Raw genomic sequence first — 19,553 nt, forward strand, 5'->3', positions numbered from 1 at the left:
ATGACGACAGTTGCATTTATTGGATTAGGCGCAATGGGTTACCGTATGGCAGCTCATTTACCCAAACACTATGAATCAGTTTTGGTATGGAATCGAAATTTCGAGAAAGCCAAACAACATGCAACTGAATATCAAACACAAGCTGTATCACTTCAAGAAGCTGCCCAAGCTGATATCATTTTTAGTTGCTTACCAACGAGTCAGCAAGTCAATGAGATCATTCATCAAGTCGACATTAAATCTGGATCAATTTGGGTAGACTGTACCAGTGGCGTGCCTGATGCAGCTAAAGCACAACAAGCTTTTTTAAAATCAAAAGGTGTATTTTTTCTAGATGCGCCGGTTAGCGGACAAACTATTGGTGCTGAAAATGCGACTTTAACCTTCATGGTTGGTGGTGAAAAAGCGGCTTTTGAAGCTGCATTACCAGCAATGCAAGCCATGGGTAAACTGATTAAGCATGTAGGAGACTCAGGATCTGGTTTTGCTGTGAAAGCAGTGAACAACATGCTCTTGGCTGTTCACTTATGTGCCGCTGCTGAAGGTTTTACTGCACTTAAAGCACATGGTGTGGATTTAAATGAAGCATTAGAGTGCATCAATGCTTCAAGTGGTAAAAGTGGTGTGACTGAAAATGTATTGCCTCAACGGGTATTAAATCGAAGTTTTCCAAATACTTTTGCCTTACCGTTACTGAGCAAAGACACTGGTATCGCAGTAGACCTCATTCATCAAGCAAAATTATCCGCACCTGTCATTACGCTTACTCAAAGTCTAATTGGTGCTGCTAATGCAATAGCTGAACCTAATAGTGATTTTTCGACAGCAGTTAAAATGTACGAATCATGGAGCAAAATTACCTTAGAATAAATTTTCGCCATTGAATTCACATATAAAGCCCATATAATTGAAATGTGACAATTTCAAATGTCCATTTCTAAATGAGGATACTCATGAATAAGTTTTTATTAGGTTTAATTACTGCTGTATCTATTTCAGCTGGGGTCAATGCTTTTGCCGACACTACAAAAGAGTGTGAAAAACTTAAAGATGATTACAACATCATCTATGCATCAAAAGGCTTCTGTTTTAAAGATCCAGATACTAAGGCAAAGTTCGGCAATGAAAATTGCAATACAACTAAACCTAAGTTCTCAGAAAAAGAGCAACAAAAGCTTGACTCCATTAAGCAACGTCAGAAAGAATTGAACTGTAAATAATTCAATCTAATTACATTCTGGGAATAGTTATGGCTTACGATGATCAAAATATTTTTGCAAGAATTCTACGTGGTGAACTTCCTGCAATTAAAGTGTATGAGGATGAGCAAGTTCTTGCATTTATGGACATTATGCCTCAAGCAGATGGTCATACTTTAGTCATCCCTAAATCACCTGCCGTAACTTTACTCGACTTGGACCCAAACACTGCAGCATACACGATTCAAATCGTTCAAAAAATTGCAAAAGCGATTGAAAAAGCACTAGATGCAAAAGGTATAGTGTTGATGCAGCTATCTGGTGCTGCAGCTGGGCAAACCGTGCCTCACGTACACTTTCATCTTATTCCAAGTTCAATCCATGAACTGGGGAAACACGCAGCACAAATGGGTGATCAAGAACGTATCAAGGCTTTGGCTGAGAAGATTAAAGCTGCTTTATAACAGATGCTTATAGAATTAAGGAGCTTTGGCTCCTTTTTTGTTTTTATTCTTTTTAATTACTACAGCTTGTTTCTATCCATTTTCATGATAATGAAATAAATTCTTAATATTACTGACTTATTTGTAATGAATACTTAGCACCAATAGAGAACAGTAGTTACAAAAAAACTACTGATCATGATTATTAGGACAATAAATCAGTCTTTACTGGAGCTAGAAATGAAAAAAACACTTTGTGCATTAGCAGTTGGGGCAACACTAATTACACCAGCAATCGCAATGGCAGCTGACGTTAAAATTTATGGTCGCGCACATGTTTCATTAGATTACCTTGATGATGGTAAAGATTATAATGAAGTAGGTCTATCATCTAACTCATCTCGTCTAGGCTTTAAAGTTGAACAAAAACTAGAAAACGATATGACCGTTTTTGGTCAAATTGAACAAGAAATCAACTTTGCTAGTGGTGGACAAAATTCAGGTGTTGATTTTGCAACACGTGATACATTTGTTGGTTTAAAAGGTAATTTCGGTCAAACTCGTGTCGGTCGTTTTGATAGCCCTTTTAAAATAGCACGTGGTCCAGTTAACTTTTTCGGCGATCAAGTAGGTGATTTACGTAATGTAACACGTGCTGGTGACTTACGTTTTGATGAGCGTAATGAAAATACCATCGAATATAAATCACCAAAATTCGGAAATGGGTTCAATGTATTAGCAGCACTTTCATTGCACGAAAGCAATTCTCCAGGCTTCACTGAAACAATTGTAGATGAAGATACTGGTGAAGTTATTCAAAAGAAAGGCGACTCTAAAAAGAATAAAGCTTACGATCTTGCATTGACCTATAAAGAAGGTCCTGTTGATTTCGCAGCTGCTTATGAACACTATGAAGAAGATGCGACTCGCGGCGAACGTGATGGCTTCCGTTTAGCTGGTGCTTATAAAATCACACCTGAGCTAAATATTGGTGGTTTATATCAATATATGACTCATGACAATGACGTAAAAAATCCTGATGCACAAGTCATTGGTGTTGCAGCTGATTATAAATTTGCACCAAAAACATATATCCGTGGTCAAGTGATGCACCGTGATGTAGATGCTAAAGATGCGAACGCAACACTCATTGCTTTAGGACTTGAACATCGTCTTGATAAAGCAGTTCGTGTTTACGGTAACGTCGCAACTGTGCTTAATGACAAAAACTCAAGCCTTACACCGTGGGAACAAGCACGTACAAATAATGTGAAGGGTTTCAAAGGTGAGGATGCTTTAGGTTTATCTTTAGGTTTCCGTTACGATTTCTAAGCCCTAATTGAGTTAAAAAAAGCACACTTATTGTGTGCTTTTTTGATTAAAATAAAATAAATCCAATTATATATATTTATCGAATATATACCAATCAATGTAATATTACTGTCACACATCAAACGTACCATCGCTGCAAGGTCTTTCCTGACGGCTTATAAAGCAATAATTGGTACTATGCACTCTTTTGAAAACTTTCAACACAATTCAGACACTTACATTAATCGCGAACTTTCATTATTAGAATTCCATAAACGAGTTTTAGCTCAAGCTAAAGACCCTCACCATCCCTTATTAGAGCGACTAAATTTTTTAATCATCTTTTCTCGGAATTTAGATGAGTTTTTTGAAATACGCGTTGCTGGACTTTTAAAACAGATCGAATTAAATCAAATAACTACTGCGCCTGATGCTATTCCCAATGAAATTATTTTAGAACAAATATCTAAAACAACGCATCATGCGGTTCAAGAACAATATCAGATACTTAATAACGAGCTAATTCCTCAACTTAAATCTTATGGTATCGAATTTATCCAATATCATGGAATTTTAGATAAATATACGGAATGGATTCAAAACTACTTCAGTAAATTTATTCAACCAGTAATCACGCCCATCAGTTTAGACCCTGCCCATCCTTTTCCCCGTTTAGTCAATAAGAGCCTTAATTTTATTGTCACACTTGAAGGTAAAGATGCTTTTGGTCGTCAGATTGAGCTTGCGATCGTACCTGCACCGAGAACTTTACCAAGAGCGGTCAAAATTCCTGATGACTTATGCGAAGGTAAGCAACATTACATCCTGTTGTCGGCTATTCTACAACAACATATCAATGACTTATTTCCAGGAATGAAGGCGACAGGATGCTACCAATTCCGTGTTACACGCAATGCTGACTTAAATTTAGCTGACGATGTAGACGATCTGGCAGTTGCTCTTAAAGATGAACTTTCTTCGCGAAGATTTGGACGTGAAGTTCGACTTGAAATTGATCACAATTGCCCAGAAACGATTAACCAATATCTACTTGATCAATTTTCTTTAGAACCTTCACAACTCTATCGTGTTCAAGGTCCTGTAAATTTAGCTCGATTATTTTCAGATTTTGATTGTCCAGATTTGAAGTTTAAACCCTATCAACCCGTAATACCGAAGATATTGAGACAATCAAAAAGTATATTTGATGTATTAAAACAACGTGATGTCCTTTTACATCATCCTTTTGACTCATTTTCACCCGTCATCAACCTGTTAAAAGAGTCTGCAAAAGACCCTAATGTCTTGGCAATTAAGCAAACTCTTTATCGCAGCGGACCAGATTCAGAGATCGTTCAGGTCTTAGCAGAAGCAGCACGAAATGGTAAAGAAGTTACTGCGATTATTGAATTACGTGCTAGATTCGATGAAGAATCCAATATCATGGTCGCCAACCTCCTGCAAGAAGCTGGAGCTGTTGTTGTGTATGGCATCGTGGGCTATAAAACTCACGCTAAAATGATTCTGGTTGTTCGTAGAGAAGCAGATCATCTGAAACGGTATGTTCATTTGGGAACTGGCAATTATCATGCTGGTAATGCAAAAATGTATACCGATTACGGTCTTCTGACCACTGATGATGACATTTGTGAAGATGTCCATAAAATCTTTCAAGAATTGACAGGTATGGGAAAAATGGCAAAGCCTAAAAAGCTGTTCCATGCACCTTTTACCTTGCATGAACAGCTTTTAAAACTCATTGCCAATGAAATCCACCATGCTAAGTCTGGTCATAAAGCGCATATTATTATCAAAGTTAACGCTTTAACTGAACCACAATTAATCGCGGCACTTTATCAAGCGTCAAATGCAGGTGTTCAAATCGATCTGATCATTCGTTCCATCTGTTCATTAAGACCTCAAGTACCACAGTTATCAGAAAATATCCGCGTCAGATCCATTGTAGGACGTTTTTTAGAACACACACGGGTCTACTATTTTCTAGATCGGGGCAATGAAAAATTATATTGTTCAAGTGCAGACTGGATGGGACGTAATTTATTTTCAAGAGTAGAAACTTGTTTCCCGATTGAAGATAGAAAGTTAAAGAAAACGATTATTAAAGATGGTCTACTGAATTATCTGAACGATAATCAACGTGCTTGGGAATTAGATCAAGAACATCAATGGAACAAGGTATGCCCAACTGATGATCAAGAAATTTTTATCGCTCAAGAATATCTAACCAATCTACGTCAAATGTAGTGATCAAACATTAAGTGTGATCCACAATGTCCTTAAATTGAGCATCTAATACTTGGGCCAATGATTGAGGATCTAATCCGATATCTAGCCCTCGTTTGCCACCACTCACGTACACCTTTTTAAGAGAACTTGCCGATTGGTGAATGACTGTCTTAAGTCGCTTTTTTTGAGCAATTGGACTAATCCCACCCACTAAGTAACCGGTCAGACGCTCAGCCACTTTCGGATCAGCCATTTTAAGTTTTTTACAACTGAAAGCATTCGCCGCCTTTTTTAAATTAAGTTGATGGTCCACTGGTAAAATTGTCACAAAATAATTGACATCATCTGTCACTAGAAGTGTCTTAAAAACTTCATGTACAGATAAACCCAATTTTTGAGCTGCTTCTAAACCAAAACTTTCAGCATTAGGATCATGCTCATATTCATGAACAGAATAATCTATCTTTTTGTTTTTCAAAAATTTACAAGCTGGCGTCATGATGATTTCAGGCATTTAATAATGGCATTATTATAAGAAAATTTTGAATCAATTTTAAATTTTTTCTGATCTATTTATCTTACTCATCAATATATTGCAAAACTGCAACACTCCAATTTATCTAGGGCTTGACCCCAATCACCAGCTTACTTATGATTTTTGCAAATTGAATTTGCACGGTTACTATTTTGCTTTTTTTACAACGTTTACAATCACCTCCCCCATCCTTTACTTTCCTTAAATATAGTTTAGTTCTATCATCGTGTATCGTGTTTGTTGGTTGCTCATCTTTAGGTGGTGGTTCAGTACAAAAACGCGCCGCAAAACTTTCAACAGGTATTCAAAAGGCATACTCTGTACACCCAGACACCGCAAATAGGGTTTCACCACTAATTGTGCAAAGTGCGCAACAATTTGATGTCGACCCCCTGTTAATGGCCGCACTTATTCGACAAGAATCGAGTTATCGAAATTATGCAGTATCACCAGCAGGTGCTGTAGGTCTTACCCAAATTATCCCTAGATATTGGCTACAATCTTGTCCAGGTGACCTTTTTCAAGAAAATATTAATATACAATGTGGGACTTTTATCCTATCAAAATATAATCAATCTGCTGGTAGCTGGAAAAAAGCACTGGCCTATTACAACGTTGGACCTACTGGATACAACACAAATCGAAAAATGAAAAAACAAGGTAAACGTTATGCCAAACAGGTTAAAGAGCATCAAAAAATTTTAAAATCACATTTATAAAAAAAGCCTCTTATGAGGCTTTTATTCTACTGTGTAATTGAAGATGCGATTTTTATTTTTTCAGGAACTGTTTCAATCACTTTTGACCTTTTAATACATAATACGGCTATTGCACCAATTACTGCTGGTATAGCAACGGCAATGAAATTCCATTTGTGCGGCAATTCCATTCCTAAAAGAATACCAATGACAATGGGGCCGACAATTGCACCTATACGCCCTACTGCTGAAGCCCAACCAATCCCAGTTGAACGTACAGCAATTGGATAAGATTGCGCTACATAGCTATATATTAAAATACTTGTACCAATTGATGCTGCACCAGCCAATGCCACAAGTAGATAAATAACCATTGGCGGCGAATTGAAACTTAATCCAAATAAAGCAAAAGCTCCAATTACAAACATCGAAATCACTACAGGTTTGAGATGAAATTTGTCTGCTAGAATTCCACCACCAATAGTACCGATGACAGCGCCAATATTTAATGAAAGTAAAAACGTTAAACTACTTCCTAAAGAATAACCTGCAGCCATCATTAACTTTGGTAACCAACTTCCTAATGCGTATGTCATTAAAAGACACATAAAAAAGCAGCACCAAAATAACAACGTCGTTGTCGCTCTATTATCAGTAAAAAGAGATTTAACCGATGCATCAGGTAGTTTAATTTCGTTTAGAACCAAATGAGTTGTAGAATTAACATTTAAATCTGCGTTGATCTTATTAATAATTCCTGAGGCAGGTTCATAATTTTTTTGTTTCACTAAAAATGTTAGTGATTCAGGCATATACTTCCATATAAACGGTAATACTAATAATGGAATTCCTGCAATAAAGAACATAATCTGCCAACCAAATTCAGGTGTAAATTTTACACCCAATAAAGCCGCCATAATTCCGCCAACTGCATAGCCACTAAACATAATCGTAACTAAGGTACTTCTCAATTTTTGTGGTGCATATTCAGAAGTTAAAGTTACTAAATTTGGCAAAACACCGCCTATACCAAGTCCAGCAATAAATCTTAAAATTCCAAATTCTGTTGGATTACTTGCGAATCCTCCTAAAAAAGTAAAACCACTGAACAAGGTTACACAAATTAAAATAACTTTTTTTCGACCAATTTTATCTGCCAACATACCAAAAAGCATCGCACCAAACATCATTCCCGCTAGCGCTGTGCTCGCTAATAACCCAGCTTGGACAGAAGTCATACCCCACTCTTGCATAAGAAGTGGCAACGTTACGCCATTAATTGCTAAATCATAACCGTCAAAAATTACGATAAATAAACACCATAATACGATTGATAAATGAAAGGGTTTAAATTTTGCATTATCAATTACAGCATTCACATTCATTGTCTGCGCTGTCATTTTTATCTCACCTCCAATTGTGAGTATTTTTAAAATAATGAACCTAGATTCATATTTTATATAAATGCAATAAATTAGGATTTTTGTCTATACAACTTTCTAGTGGACTATTCATTTAATAGATTGATTAATAATTCAATTGGCATAAAAAATCATGAAAATTCAAGTTTTAAGAGTTTTATATTTATTCTTAGTTACTAAGAATGAATTCTTATATAACCTTTCGGCTGAAATCTTGATTTTTAATACTCAATCTGCAAATTAGGATTGGCATTTTATTTAATAGTCAACTTTGATGCTCTTTGTAAATAAAAATTTCATTGTAAATCATTCATTTTTTGAACCATTCATTATTGTTTATTATTTAGCTTTTCAACTAATTAGTTGGGTTGTTTTTATGATATTAGCCTTATCACTAAGGCATTTATTGTTTAGCATAAATTAACTGAATGGAGCTTCTTATTTAAGTTAAAAGGATTTAATTATTTTCAAATTCATTCTTTACTGCATAAAAAAACACCCCCTTGTATTGAAGGGGGTGTTTAGAATAATGAGCTGGCGATGACTTACTCTCACATGGGTAACCCCACACTACCATCAGCGCTAAGAGGTTTCACTTCTGAGTTCGGGAAGGGATCAGGTGGTTCACTCTTGCTATTGTCGCCAGCACAACTGTTGTGACTTTGCTTGGGTCTTATTCGCATATATTGTTTGCGTGCCTTTGCTTGGTCAAAGAAGTTATTAACAGCTATTTGAGTTGCTTTAGTTTGTGCAGTTTAGCGTTTTATCTAACTAAATCAAGTTATTTGTCATGATTTGAACCACAACACCAACTGTTTGGGTGTTGTATAGTCAAGCCTCACGAGTAATTAGTATTGGTCAGCTTCATACGTCACCGTACTTCCACATCCAACCTATCAACGTTGTAGTCTTCAACGGCTCTTTAGAGGACATAAAGTCCTTGGGAAATCTAATCTTGAGGTAGGCTTCCCGCTTAGATGCTTTCAGCGGTTATCCCTTCCGAACATAGCTACCCGGCGATGCGACTGGCGTCACAACCGGTACACCAGAGGTTCGTCCACTCTGGTCCTCTCGTACTAGGAGCAGATCCTCTCAAATTTCCAACGCCCACGGTAGATAGGGACCGAACTGTCTCACGACGTTCTAAACCCAGCTCGCGTACCTCTTTAAATGGCGAACAGCCATACCCTTGGGACCTGCTTCAGCCCCAGGATGAGATGAGCCGACATCGAGGTGCCAAACACCGCCGTCGATATGAACTCTTGGGCGGTATCAGCCTGTTATCCCCAGAGTACCTTTTATCCGTTGAGCGATGGCCCTTCCATACAGAACCACCGGATCACTAAGACCTACTTTCGTACCTGCTCGACTTGTGGGTCTCGCAGTTAAGCGCGCTTTTGCCTTTATACTCTACGCGTGATTTCCGACCACGCTGAGCGCACCTTCGTACTCCTCCGTTACTCTTTAGGAGGAGACCGCCCCAGTCAAACTACCCACCAGACATGGTCCTCGCTCCAGATAATGGAGCAGAGTTAGAACCTCAATATTACCAGGGTGGTATTTCAAGGACGGCTCCATAGAAACTGGCGTTTCTACTTCAAAGCCTCCCACCTATCCTACACAAGTAAGATCAAAGTTCAATGTCAAGCTGCAGTAAAGGTTCACGGGGTCTTTCCGTCTAGCCGCGGGTACACCGCATCTTCACGGCGAATTCGATTTCACTGAGCCTCTGCTGGAGACAGCGCCGCCATCATTATGCCATTCGTGCAGGTCGGAACTTACCCGACAAGGAATTTCGCTACCTTAGGACCGTTATAGTTACGGCCGCCGTTTACTGGGGCTTCGATCAAGAGCTTCGCTTACGCTAACCCCATCAATTAACCTTCCAGCACCGGGCAGGCATCACACCCTATACGTCCACTTTCGTGTTTGCAGAGTGCTATGTTTTTAATAAACAGTTGCAGCGGCCTGGTTTCTGAGGCTGCCAGTAGCTCAAGGAGCAAGTCCTATCACCGCCGGCAGCGTACCTTCTCCCGAAGTTACGGTACCATTTTGCCTAGTTCCTTCAGCAGAGTTCTCTCAAGCGCTTTGGTCTACTCGACCTGACCACCTGTGTCGGTTTCGGGTACGATTCCTGTGTAACTGAAGCTTAGAGACTTTTCCTGGAAGTATGGTATCAGCCACTTCGCTAGTAAACTAGCTTGCTATCGATTCTCAGCATAGAGTACCCCGGATTTGCCTAAGATACATGCCTACAATCTTCCACCTGGACAACCAACGCCAGGCTGACTTAACCTTCTCCGTCCTCTCATCGCATTACACAGAAGTATTGGAATATTAACCAATTTCCCATCGACTACGCCTCTCGGCCTCGCCTTAGGGGTCGACTCACCCAGCCCCGATTAACGTTGGACTGGAACCCTTGGTCTTTCAGCGAACGGGTTTTTCACCCGTTTTATCGTTACTCACGTCAGCATTCGCACTTCTGATACCTCCAGCAGACTTCTCAATCCACCTTCATCGGCTTACAGAACGCTCCCCTACCACTTGCAATAAATTGCAAATCCGCAGCTTCGGTACATAGTTTTAGCCCCGTTACATCTTCCGCGCAGGCCGACTCGACTAGTGAGCTATTACGCTTTCTTTAAAGGGTGGCTGCTTCTAAGCCAACCTCCTAGCTGTCTATGCCTTCCCACATCGTTTCCCACTTAACTATGATTTAGGGACCTTAGCTGGCGGTCTGGATTGTTTTCCTCTTGACTACGGACGTTAGCACCCGCAGTCTGTCTCCCGGATAGTACTCATTGGTATTCGGAGTTTGCATCGGTTTGGTAAGTCGGGATGACCCCCTAGCCGAAACAGTGCTCTACCCCCAATGGTATTCGTCCGAGGCGCTACCTAAATAGCTTTCGGGGAGAACCAGCTATCACCAGGCTTGATTAGCCTTTCACCCCTATCCACAAGTCATCCCCTGGCTTTTCAACGACAGTGGGTTCGGTCCTCCAGTAAGTGTTACCTCACCTTCAACCTGCTCATGGATAGATCGCCTGGTTTCGGGTCTACACCCAGCAACTAAACGCCCTATTAAGACTCGATTTCTCTACGGCTCCCCTATTCGGTTAACCTTGCTACTGAATGTAAGTCGCTGACCCATTATACAAAAGGTACGCAGTCACATCACGAAGATGCTCCCACTGCTTGTATGCATGCGGTTTCAGGATCTATTTCACTCCCCTCACAGGGGTTCTTTTCGCCTTTCCCTCACGGTACTGGTTCACTATCGGTCAGTCAGGAGTATTTAGCCTTGGAGGATGGTCCCCCCATATTCAGACAAGGTTTCACGTGCCCCGCCCTACTCGACATCATCATGTAAGCCCTTTCGTGTACAGGACTATCACCTACTATGGTTGCACTTCCCAGAGCATTCCACTAAAGCTTACATAACTTAATGGGCTTTTCCCCTTTCGCTCGCCGCTACTGAGGGAATCTCAATTGATTTCTTTTCCTACGGGTACTGAGATGTTTCACTTCCCCGCGTTTGCCTTGCAACACTATGTATTCATGTTGCAATACCTATCTTATGATAGGTGGGTTCCCCCATTCAGATATCTCCGGATCACAGGATATTTGCCGCCTCCCCGGAGCTTTTCGCAGGCTATCACGTCTTTCATCGCCTCTGACTGCCAAGGCATCCACCACATGCACTTAATTACTTGACTATACAACCCCAAACAGTCGTTCGATCCTACAAGTAGATCGTTCAACATTACAGTTTGAAGTACTGTGTATCTAAACACTGTACAGCTTCAATTCAAATTCATATACCAAAACGCTTGATTCAGTTAATTTCGCTAGTTCTCATTTCAATCACTTCAACTCAATAACTTACGTTATCTCGTTTCCGCTCTTTCTATGAGTATGAACAAATTATTTCAACTCAAATATATGCTGTTAATGATTCACTACGTCTTCGTCAGATCGCAGTCAACTGTGATAAATCACAGAGCTTAATAATCAAGGCGTGCAGTATACACAGCTTTATTACTAAGCTCTATAAGCTATCAACTCGTTTGCTTACTACGTATTCGAATGAATACGTGGTGGAGACTAGGAGAGTCGAACTCCTGACCTCCTGCGTGCAAAGCAGGCGCTCTACCAACTAAGCTAAGTCCCCAGCTTATCATTTAGATCAATGTATCTTTCTTCTGTATGAATTGCTTCGTCAGTAGTGGTGGGTCTGACAAGACTTGAACTTGTGACCCCACGCTTATCAAGCGTGTGCTCTAACCAACTGAGCTACAGACCCTCAGATACATCGTCATGAAGAACAACTTGTTGTGGATTCTTACCAATCGTCAATCTTTCGTTAAGGAGGTGATCCAGCCGCAGGTTCCCCTACGGCTACCTTGTTACGACTTCACCCCAGTCATCGGCCACACCGTGGTAAGCGTCCTCCTTACGGTTAGACTACCTACTTCTGGTGCAACAAACTCCCATGGTGTGACGGGCGGTGTGTACAAGGCCCGGGAACGTATTCACCGCGGCATTCTGATCCGCGATTACTAGCGATTCCGACTTCATGGAGTCGAGTTGCAGACTCCAATCCGGACTACGATCGGCTTTTTGAGATTAGCATCCTATCGCTAGGTAGCAACCCTTTGTACCGACCATTGTAGCACGTGTGTAGCCCTGGTCGTAAGGGCCATGATGACTTGACGTCGTCCCCGCCTTCCTCCAGTTTGTCACTGGCAGTATCCTTAAAGTTCCCGGCTTAACCCGCTGGCAAATAAGGAAAAGGGTTGCGCTCGTTGCGGGACTTAACCCAACATCTCACGACACGAGCTGACGACAGCCATGCAGCACCTGTATGTAAGTTCCCGAAGGCACCAATCCATCTCTGGAAAGTTCTTACTATGTCAAGACCAGGTAAGGTTCTTCGCGTTGCATCGAATTAAACCACATGCTCCACCGCTTGTGCGGGCCCCCGTCAATTCATTTGAGTTTTAGTCTTGCGACCGTACTCCCCAGGCGGTCTACTTATCGCGTTAGCTGCGCCACTAAAGCCTCAAAGGCCCCAACGGCTAGTAGACATCGTTTACGGCATGGACTACCAGGGTATCTAATCCTGTTTGCTCCCCATGCTTTCGTACCTCAGCGTCAGTATTAGGCCAGATGGCTGCCTTCGCCATCGGTATTCCTCCAGATCTCTACGCATTTCACCGCTACACCTGGAATTCTACCATCCTCTCCCATACTCTAGCTTCCCAGTATCGAATGCAATTCCCAAGTTAAGCTCGGGGATTTCACATCCGACTTAAAAAGCCGCCTACGCACGCTTTACGCCCAGTAAATCCGATTAACGCTCGCACCCTCTGTATTACCGCGGCTGCTGGCACAGAGTTAGCCGGTGCTTATTCTGCGAGTAACGTCCACTATCCAAGAGTATTAATCTTAGTAGCCTCCTCCTCGCTTAAAGTGCTTTACAACCAAAAGGCCTTCTTCACACACGCGGCATGGCTGGATCAGGCTTCCGCCCATTGTCCAATATTCCCCACTGCTGCCTCCCGTAGGAGTCTGGGCCGTGTCTCAGTCCCAGTGTGGCGGATCATCCTCTCAGACCCGCTACAGATCGTCGCCTTGGTAGGCCTTTACCCCACCAACTAGCTAATCCGACTTAGGCTCATCTATTAGCGCAAGGCCCGAAGGTCCCCTGCTTTCTCCCGTAGGACGTATGCGGTATTAGCATCCCTTTCGAGATGTTGTCCCCCACTAATAGGCAGATTCCTAAGCATTACTCACCCGTCCGCCGCTAGGTCCAGTAGCAAGCTACCTTCCCCCGCTCGACTTGCATGTGTTAAGCCTGCCGCCAGCGTTCAATCTGAGCCATGATCAAACTCTTCAGTTTAAAATCAATAGTACCTAAAGGGTACCAATCTTGGCTCATCAATTACTGACAAAAAATTTGCTCAAATAAACTTCGAGAAATTTCTACCAATTATTAATGATAATATATATCGATCAATCAACCAGTAAAAATCCACACAAGTTGTTCTTCATAATCTCTTAATGATCTTTCTAACATCTCGTCAATGCTAGAAGCTGGACTCGAAACACTTAACAACTCAGCAACCTGCTTCGCTCGTTTCCGTGTATCTCGTCGGTATGGGGTGCATTCTATAGATTTTTTCTTCCCTTGCAACCCCTTATTTAAACAAAAACTCATGCATGTTTATTTTTTAAGCAAATTTATGTTTTTTACACTAAAAAATACACAAAAACGATTAATTAAATTATAAAACCCCAATTAAATCGAGGTTTTTCAGATCAAAAAGCTCTAAATCTTATTCTATGTATTTTTGAGTACTATAATATGAAGTAGGTAATTTTCGAATTGTTTTTATTTCTTGATGACCATCTATTGAATTTAAGTAATTTAAGAATGCTTCTGCATAGTCCAATCCAACATCTATTCGACGATCACCTGTAATTTTTTTCAATGTATGATAGTAATCAGCCCCATCAGCTAAAAAATTGATGGTTACAATTTTATATAACTGATTTAAATCTAATGGCACAAGCTGGTCAGACCTATTTCTGACTTGAATATTTGTAATACGCTTCCCATTAGGCTGCGTCATATCAACTTGCCAAGTTAATCCAGCCGTATATGGATAACTTCCAGTATTTTTTTGTTCAATCACGCCTGAAATGGCATCTTCAAGCGTATCTTTAATTTCTTGACCAGTCATATTCAGTTGAACGAGCGTATTTTTAAAAGGTAAGACTTGGTAAATATCCGCCACAGTGATATTTCCTTTCGCCAAATCAACTCTTACTCCACCTGCATTTTGAAATGAAATATCAGCATTAAAATATTCTTTGCCTTGTTTAAGAAATGCTTCGGCAACCATTTGTTGAATATCACCACCATGGGCATCGACATGCGCATTCAAATTACACACATCACCTAAAGATGATCGTGAGCGATCAAATTGAGTTCCCGGCACACGTCTTGAACATAAATTATCAACTGCCTGCCCAACAACTTTGGCTGCAAATAATTTTTTAGATTGCTTATAGGGCTCTAAGACACTCAAAATACTTTGATCTTCTTTAACAATAGAAAAAGGTGCTTGTTCTTTTTCGAATTGATGTTCTATATATTTTTTTTCTTGATCACTGACTCTTTCATTATTTTGCTTACGTTTAAAATCATCGCCAATTAATACATGCGGTGTGCCCACACAACTTTTAACCGCACCATCTGCATCAAATTTTACGTTAAGCTCACCAACCACATAACTGTATTGCCATGCTTGAGCAACACAAACAGTTTCGCCATTTTTATTTTTCAGTTGTAATGGGTAGGCAGCGACAGGAGACATACCATACTTTTCTAATATATGAGGTCCAAACAATGTGTGGGAGTCGCCTCCAATAATCACATCCACATCCGTAAGTTCTTGTGCTAATTTTTGATCTAGTTCATAGCCTACATGTGTTTGTAAAATAATTTTTTTAATTCCCTGTTTTTTGAGTTGATTAATCTCATTTTGAGCTACTGTAATCTCATCTTGGAATAATGTGTCTTGATTTGGTTGAGAGGAGTTTTTAGTTTTTGATGCAATGGTGAGCCCCACAACCCCATATTTTTCCCCATCCCGCTCAAGAACAATAGATTTTTGAATCCGATCTGTCTGATATAAAGGTGAACTCACCCCAAATTCAACATTTGCAGAAAGAATCTCTGTTCGCTCTTTACAGTGTCCTTCGTCTAAAAAACCAATAAAATCTTTTAAGCCTTGATCTTTTGCATCAAATTCATGATTTCCCAAGGTGAAAGTATCAAAACACACTGTATTCATCATTTCAGCATCAGCTTTTCCATTTGAGAGGTTGTAATACAAATCTCCTGTTATCGCATCACCAGCATGAATTTTCACTACATTCTGTTGATTTTCTGCTTTTAAATTCATAAATGTTGCTACACGAGAAAATCCACCACGCGAAACGACTAGTTGTTCTTCACCATGACCTAAATCAAAATTAAAGCTAAGCTCTTCACCATCTAAATGGGAGTGATGGTCATTAATATGAAGAATTTTTAACTCTGAGAGTTGTGTAATATTAGGGTTGGATTTTTGGTCATCTCCACCACAACTACTTAGCAATAACGATGTCGTTAATAGAAGACCTGTTATTTTTATCTTGTTCTTCATTTGAATACTCCTTTTTTTAAACCAAGAGTATTCAACGAAGATATGACATTATGATGGTGGATTTATGACACTTTATCGAAATGACTAATTTTATATTTTTCCGCAAATCGCTCAGCTAATGCCGTGATGGTCAAACTCGGATTAACACCAACATTCACAGGAATCGCACTTCCATCAACCACATATAAGCCTTGATAGCCAAAAACCTGATGATTAGAGTCAATCACACCTTTAGAGGAATCTTCAGCCATAACTGCACCACCCAATATATGCGCTGTAACAGATAAGTGCCCCATACTTTCCAATATATTATTCTGTGCTTGACCACCACTTACTTCAGCAAATTTTTCCGCAGCTTCATTTGCTAACGGTATAAAAGACGGCGCTCTTTGTCCAACTGAAACCTGCGTTTTCAAAAAACGCCTAAAACCTCTGAGTGCAGTACGTCCATATACAAATCGTAGTTGATTGTCTGCCTGTTGCATGACGGTTAATACAGTGACACGTTTATGCCAGTTTTTAGAACGCCATGATCGAGTTGAAACAAAGGGGTGCAGAAAAAAATGCTTTAAAACATGGAGTGCACGTTTTACAGGTTGATCGCCATTGACCAGTGGTCCCATATAAAACTTCATAAACTCATAACTTGCTGGAAATCGATTCTGAGTAATATGTGTTTTGTCATCTGCATGAAAATGACTGGAAATGGTCGTCCCTCTCGTTAAATCTATTGTTTTATCATTATTAGAGATTGCAACAATCGCCTCACTATTGGTTCGAATATGCTCACCTAACTGACCAGAAATATTCGGTAAGGTTTTGTACACTTCTCTTGAAGCAAACAGAATTTCAACGGTTCCTATAACACCTGCGGATAGAATGACCTGTTTCGCAGAGTAATCTTGTTTTTCTTTGGAGTTAAATGACTGATATGTATGAATGATATATTTTCCATCAACATGTGAAAGATGAGTCACTTTGGTTTCTGGAATAATCTCAACTCCATTGTTCTCTGCAAGATATAAATAGTTTTTATCCAAACTATTCTTCGCACCCTGCGCACACCCCGTTATGCAATTTCCGCACTGATTACAGCCTATTCGTTCGGGACCTTGACCATTCAAAAGTGGATCACTCACCCAATGATGAGGATCACCAAAGTAAATTCCCTGTGGTACAGTGTCAAAACTATCTCCAGAACCCATTTTTTCTGCTGTTTGTTTTAACCACTCATCTTGCTGATCTTTATATGGATTTGAACTTACACCTAGCATGGACTGAGCCATCTGATAGTGCGGTTGTAATTCCCTCTCCCAGTCTTCTGACAAATGACTCCAAGTTGGATCACGATAAAACTTTTGACCTGGTTTTAACAACACAGCAGCATAAACAACACTGCCACCACCAACGGCAACCCCTCGAACCACACCCATATGTTGGAATACGTCTTGTGCAAGAAAACCCTTCATCCCTAACGTCGGTGCCCAATTTAAGTATTTAGAACTCCGACTTGCTCGATGTAAATCATCTTCAGTGAGCCTTCTTCCCTGCTCTAGCACAGCTACTTTTAATCCAAGCTCAGACAATCTTAGCGCAGCTACACTTCCACCAAAGCCTGAACCTACAATAATGACATCATATTCAAATTTTGATTTCATACATCACGACTTAGAATAAATGGAAATGAAAAATGCTTTAAAAAAGGAAGATTAATGATAGTCATACATAACATCGTATGTTCATCAAGCTGTCTTAACTCATCAACCACCCAACGCCATGGAATTGGTGCTGTCTTGCCATAATACAAGGCGATCGTTTGTTTTCCATCAATCAAAGACGCCTCTTCTAGACACTCCATTTGAAGCTTTTCACTTCTCTGCCCGCGATTGAGTAAAATATTAGTGACTAAATTTTGATTGATGAATTTTTTCCCAAACCATCCCCCCAATCCACTTAAAAATAAACTCGGTGCTGCAGACACTCTTAACCACCAAGGACCAATAAACTGAGCCTTATATTCTCCTCGTCTCATGGCAAGTGGCGCGGATGAAAGTTGTTGATAGGTTGCCTTAATCGAGGACAACGAAGCAGTGATTAAATGCTCCTTACGGATCATGAATTTCTCCCTCAATGATTTTTGTTTTATTCAGCATGTCCTATGCTTCTTTATGAAATATATCAATCGTTTAAATTTTATTCCACATACATCCTTTGATCGATTGCATAAAAAAAGCCGAATGTATGTCACATCCGGCTTTTAACTCAAATTAATTTCACTTTATTTCTTTAAAAATCCTGATACAAGATTCAACACATTTTGTATATCTGAATTCGCTTCTTGTGGATCGGTCTTATTTGCTTGAGGTGTAAGCGAATCAATAATTTGTGGTAAGACTGAAGAAATCGCACTGTATACATCCTGTTTAGGAACTTGCGCTTCTTGTGCAACTTGCTCTACATCTTGCTGATCAAATAAATTTTGAACCTGTTGCGTGCTGACATTGGCATTTTCGCCAGGACCAGTTGAAACCCAATCATCCACTTGACTCGTCAGACCCTGACCTTTCAGTTGATCAAGTGCACCTTGCAAACCGCCATTTTTTTGAATCCAATTGAGAATTAAAGGAACTACTGCGATTAATAAGGTTTGAGCGTTTAGACCTGATGATTTGCCTACACCACCAGATTGACTACCCGATAAACCACCAAGTACAGATCCCAAAATCCCTCCCAATCCACCTTGTTGTTGGTTTTGATTGGTCTGATTATTTTGTCCCGTTAAACTCCCGAGTACCGAACCAAGTACACCACCCAATCCCGATTGATTAGATTGTGGATTACCGCCTAAAGCCTGTTTCGCTAAAACTTCAACGATATTACTTAAATTTGTCATCAAGACACCTTTACATTCTTATTTTCATTGATCAGCATATCGTTAAAAACATGGCTTTGTACATTGAAATTGTTGTGTTTTGATAAACTCAAAGTTTGCCATTACCATCGAAACTTATTCCAATTTTCTGGATTAGCCCAAAACTTAGAATTAAACCAATCTGGCACATGCTTATAATTCAAAATATTGAATTGCCATAAGGCGAAATCTTGCTCTGTATTTTTTTGCTCAATGAGCTGCGTGAATCCCAGACTTCTTAATAATTGTTCATCTGCAATATGACTCAACACGACGATTCTTTTTGCCATTAAATCACGCAGTTTTACCAGCATTTGTGATTTATGATGGGTTGATAGTGTATCCATCTGTTCATTATTTAAAATCACAACACCTAGATCATAGCGTTGCTGAAAAGGAAGCATTAAAAATTCAGTTACGTTAAAATGATTCCATTGGATTGTTTGTGCATAGTCTTGGCTGAGATCCTGACCAAGACATACGGCAGTTTGAATTGGCTGTTCTTTAGATAAATCGTCTAGCATTGACGTGATGACATTTTTCTCAGCCATGAGCTGCACCTTATTTGA

General features: G+C 40.0%; 13 protein-coding genes, 2 tRNA genes and 3 rRNA genes. 6 read left to right on the forward strand and 12 right to left on the reverse strand.

Going from position 1 to position 19,553, the window contains the following annotated elements; translation table 11 throughout:
• From AC1M9E_RS07840 to ppk1, 5 genes are all read left to right on the forward strand, one after another.
• Nucleotides 1-870 (forward strand): NAD(P)-dependent oxidoreductase, encoded by an 870-nt coding sequence (locus tag AC1M9E_RS07840; protein ID WP_488224659.1) that lies wholly within the window; start codon nucleotides 1-3, stop codon nucleotides 868-870.
• Between the two features lie 83 nt (nucleotides 871-953).
• On the forward strand, nucleotides 954-1,220 hold the full coding sequence (locus AC1M9E_RS07845) for a YARHG domain-containing protein (protein ID WP_481592277.1): 267 nt from the start codon (nucleotides 954-956) through the stop codon (nucleotides 1,218-1,220).
• 29 nt (nucleotides 1,221-1,249) lie between these two features.
• Nucleotides 1,250-1,663, forward strand: a complete 414-nt coding sequence (locus AC1M9E_RS07850; RefSeq protein ID WP_481587969.1) for an HIT family protein — start codon at nucleotides 1,250-1,252, stop codon at nucleotides 1,661-1,663.
• Nucleotides 1,664-1,882: 219 nt separating this feature from the next.
• The gene (locus AC1M9E_RS07855) at nucleotides 1,883-2,974 is read left to right on the forward strand and encodes a porin (RefSeq protein ID WP_179999803.1); all 1,092 of its coding nucleotides are present in this window, start codon (nucleotides 1,883-1,885) and stop codon (nucleotides 2,972-2,974) included.
• Nucleotides 2,975-3,151: 177 nt separating this feature from the next.
• A complete protein-coding gene (gene ppk1, locus AC1M9E_RS07860) occupies nucleotides 3,152-5,218 on the forward strand; it encodes a polyphosphate kinase 1 (RefSeq protein WP_488224660.1) in 2,067 nt (688 codons plus the stop codon).
• 10 nt (nucleotides 5,219-5,228) lie between these two features.
• On the opposite strand, the gene ybaK is transcribed toward ppk1, so the two are convergent.
• On the reverse strand, nucleotides 5,229-5,699 hold the full coding sequence (gene ybaK, locus AC1M9E_RS07865) for a Cys-tRNA(Pro) deacylase (protein WP_481592275.1): 471 nt from the start codon (nucleotides 5,697-5,699) through the stop codon (nucleotides 5,229-5,231).
• Between the two features lie 269 nt (nucleotides 5,700-5,968).
• Here ybaK and AC1M9E_RS07870 point away from each other — a divergent pair, with 269 nt between their 5' ends.
• Nucleotides 5,969-6,454 (forward strand): lytic transglycosylase domain-containing protein, encoded by a 486-nt coding sequence (locus tag AC1M9E_RS07870; RefSeq protein ID WP_488224661.1) that lies wholly within the window; start codon nucleotides 5,969-5,971, stop codon nucleotides 6,452-6,454.
• 26 nt (nucleotides 6,455-6,480) lie between these two features.
• Here the strand turns inward: AC1M9E_RS07870 and AC1M9E_RS07875 are convergent, their stop codons facing one another.
• The 11 genes from AC1M9E_RS07875 to AC1M9E_RS07925 form a co-directional block, all read right to left on the reverse strand.
• Entirely contained in the window at nucleotides 6,481-7,833 is a 1,353-nt protein-coding gene (locus AC1M9E_RS07875; RefSeq protein ID WP_481592274.1) for an MFS transporter, read from the reverse strand.
• 553 nt (nucleotides 7,834-8,386) lie between these two features.
• Nucleotides 8,387-8,501: ribosomal RNA gene (gene rrf / locus AC1M9E_RS07880) — 5S ribosomal RNA — on the reverse strand.
• Nucleotides 8,502-8,681: 180 nt separating this feature from the next.
• A 23S ribosomal RNA gene (locus AC1M9E_RS07885) occupies nucleotides 8,682-11,573 on the reverse strand.
• A gap of 379 nt (nucleotides 11,574-11,952) precedes the next feature.
• A tRNA-Ala gene (locus tag AC1M9E_RS07890) sits at nucleotides 11,953-12,028 on the reverse strand.
• Nucleotides 12,029-12,083: 55 nt separating this feature from the next.
• A tRNA-Ile gene (locus AC1M9E_RS07895) sits at nucleotides 12,084-12,160 on the reverse strand.
• Nucleotides 12,161-12,221: 61 nt separating this feature from the next.
• Nucleotides 12,222-13,759, reverse strand: a 16S ribosomal RNA gene (locus AC1M9E_RS07900).
• Together the 16S, 23S and 5S rRNA genes with 2 tRNA genes alongside form the textbook arrangement of a ribosomal RNA operon.
• Before the next feature lie 436 nt (nucleotides 13,760-14,195).
• A complete protein-coding gene (locus AC1M9E_RS07905; RefSeq protein ID WP_488224662.1) occupies nucleotides 14,196-16,073 on the reverse strand; it encodes a 5'-nucleotidase C-terminal domain-containing protein in 1,878 nt (625 codons plus the stop codon).
• 62 nt (nucleotides 16,074-16,135) lie between these two features.
• The gene (locus tag AC1M9E_RS07910) at nucleotides 16,136-17,731 is read right to left on the reverse strand and encodes an FAD-dependent oxidoreductase (protein ID WP_488224663.1); all 1,596 of its coding nucleotides are present in this window, start codon (nucleotides 17,729-17,731) and stop codon (nucleotides 16,136-16,138) included.
• Entirely contained in the window at nucleotides 17,728-18,189 is a 462-nt protein-coding gene (locus tag AC1M9E_RS07915; RefSeq protein ID WP_481611010.1) for a hypothetical protein, read from the reverse strand. The genes AC1M9E_RS07910 and AC1M9E_RS07915 overlap by 4 nt, the downstream gene beginning before the upstream one ends.
• A 162-nt stretch (nucleotides 18,190-18,351) precedes the next feature.
• Complete coding sequence (locus AC1M9E_RS07920; protein ID WP_481593701.1) at nucleotides 18,352-18,966, reverse strand: YidB family protein; 615 nt, start codon at nucleotides 18,964-18,966, stop codon at nucleotides 18,352-18,354.
• A 101-nt stretch (nucleotides 18,967-19,067) separates the two neighbouring features.
• Nucleotides 19,068-19,535 (reverse strand): DUF6231 family protein, encoded by a 468-nt coding sequence (locus tag AC1M9E_RS07925; protein ID WP_092767830.1) that lies wholly within the window; start codon nucleotides 19,533-19,535, stop codon nucleotides 19,068-19,070.
• Nucleotides 19,536-19,553: the final 18 nt, after the last annotated feature.

The organism is Acinetobacter sp. 24-47-47, assembly GCF_057737035.1.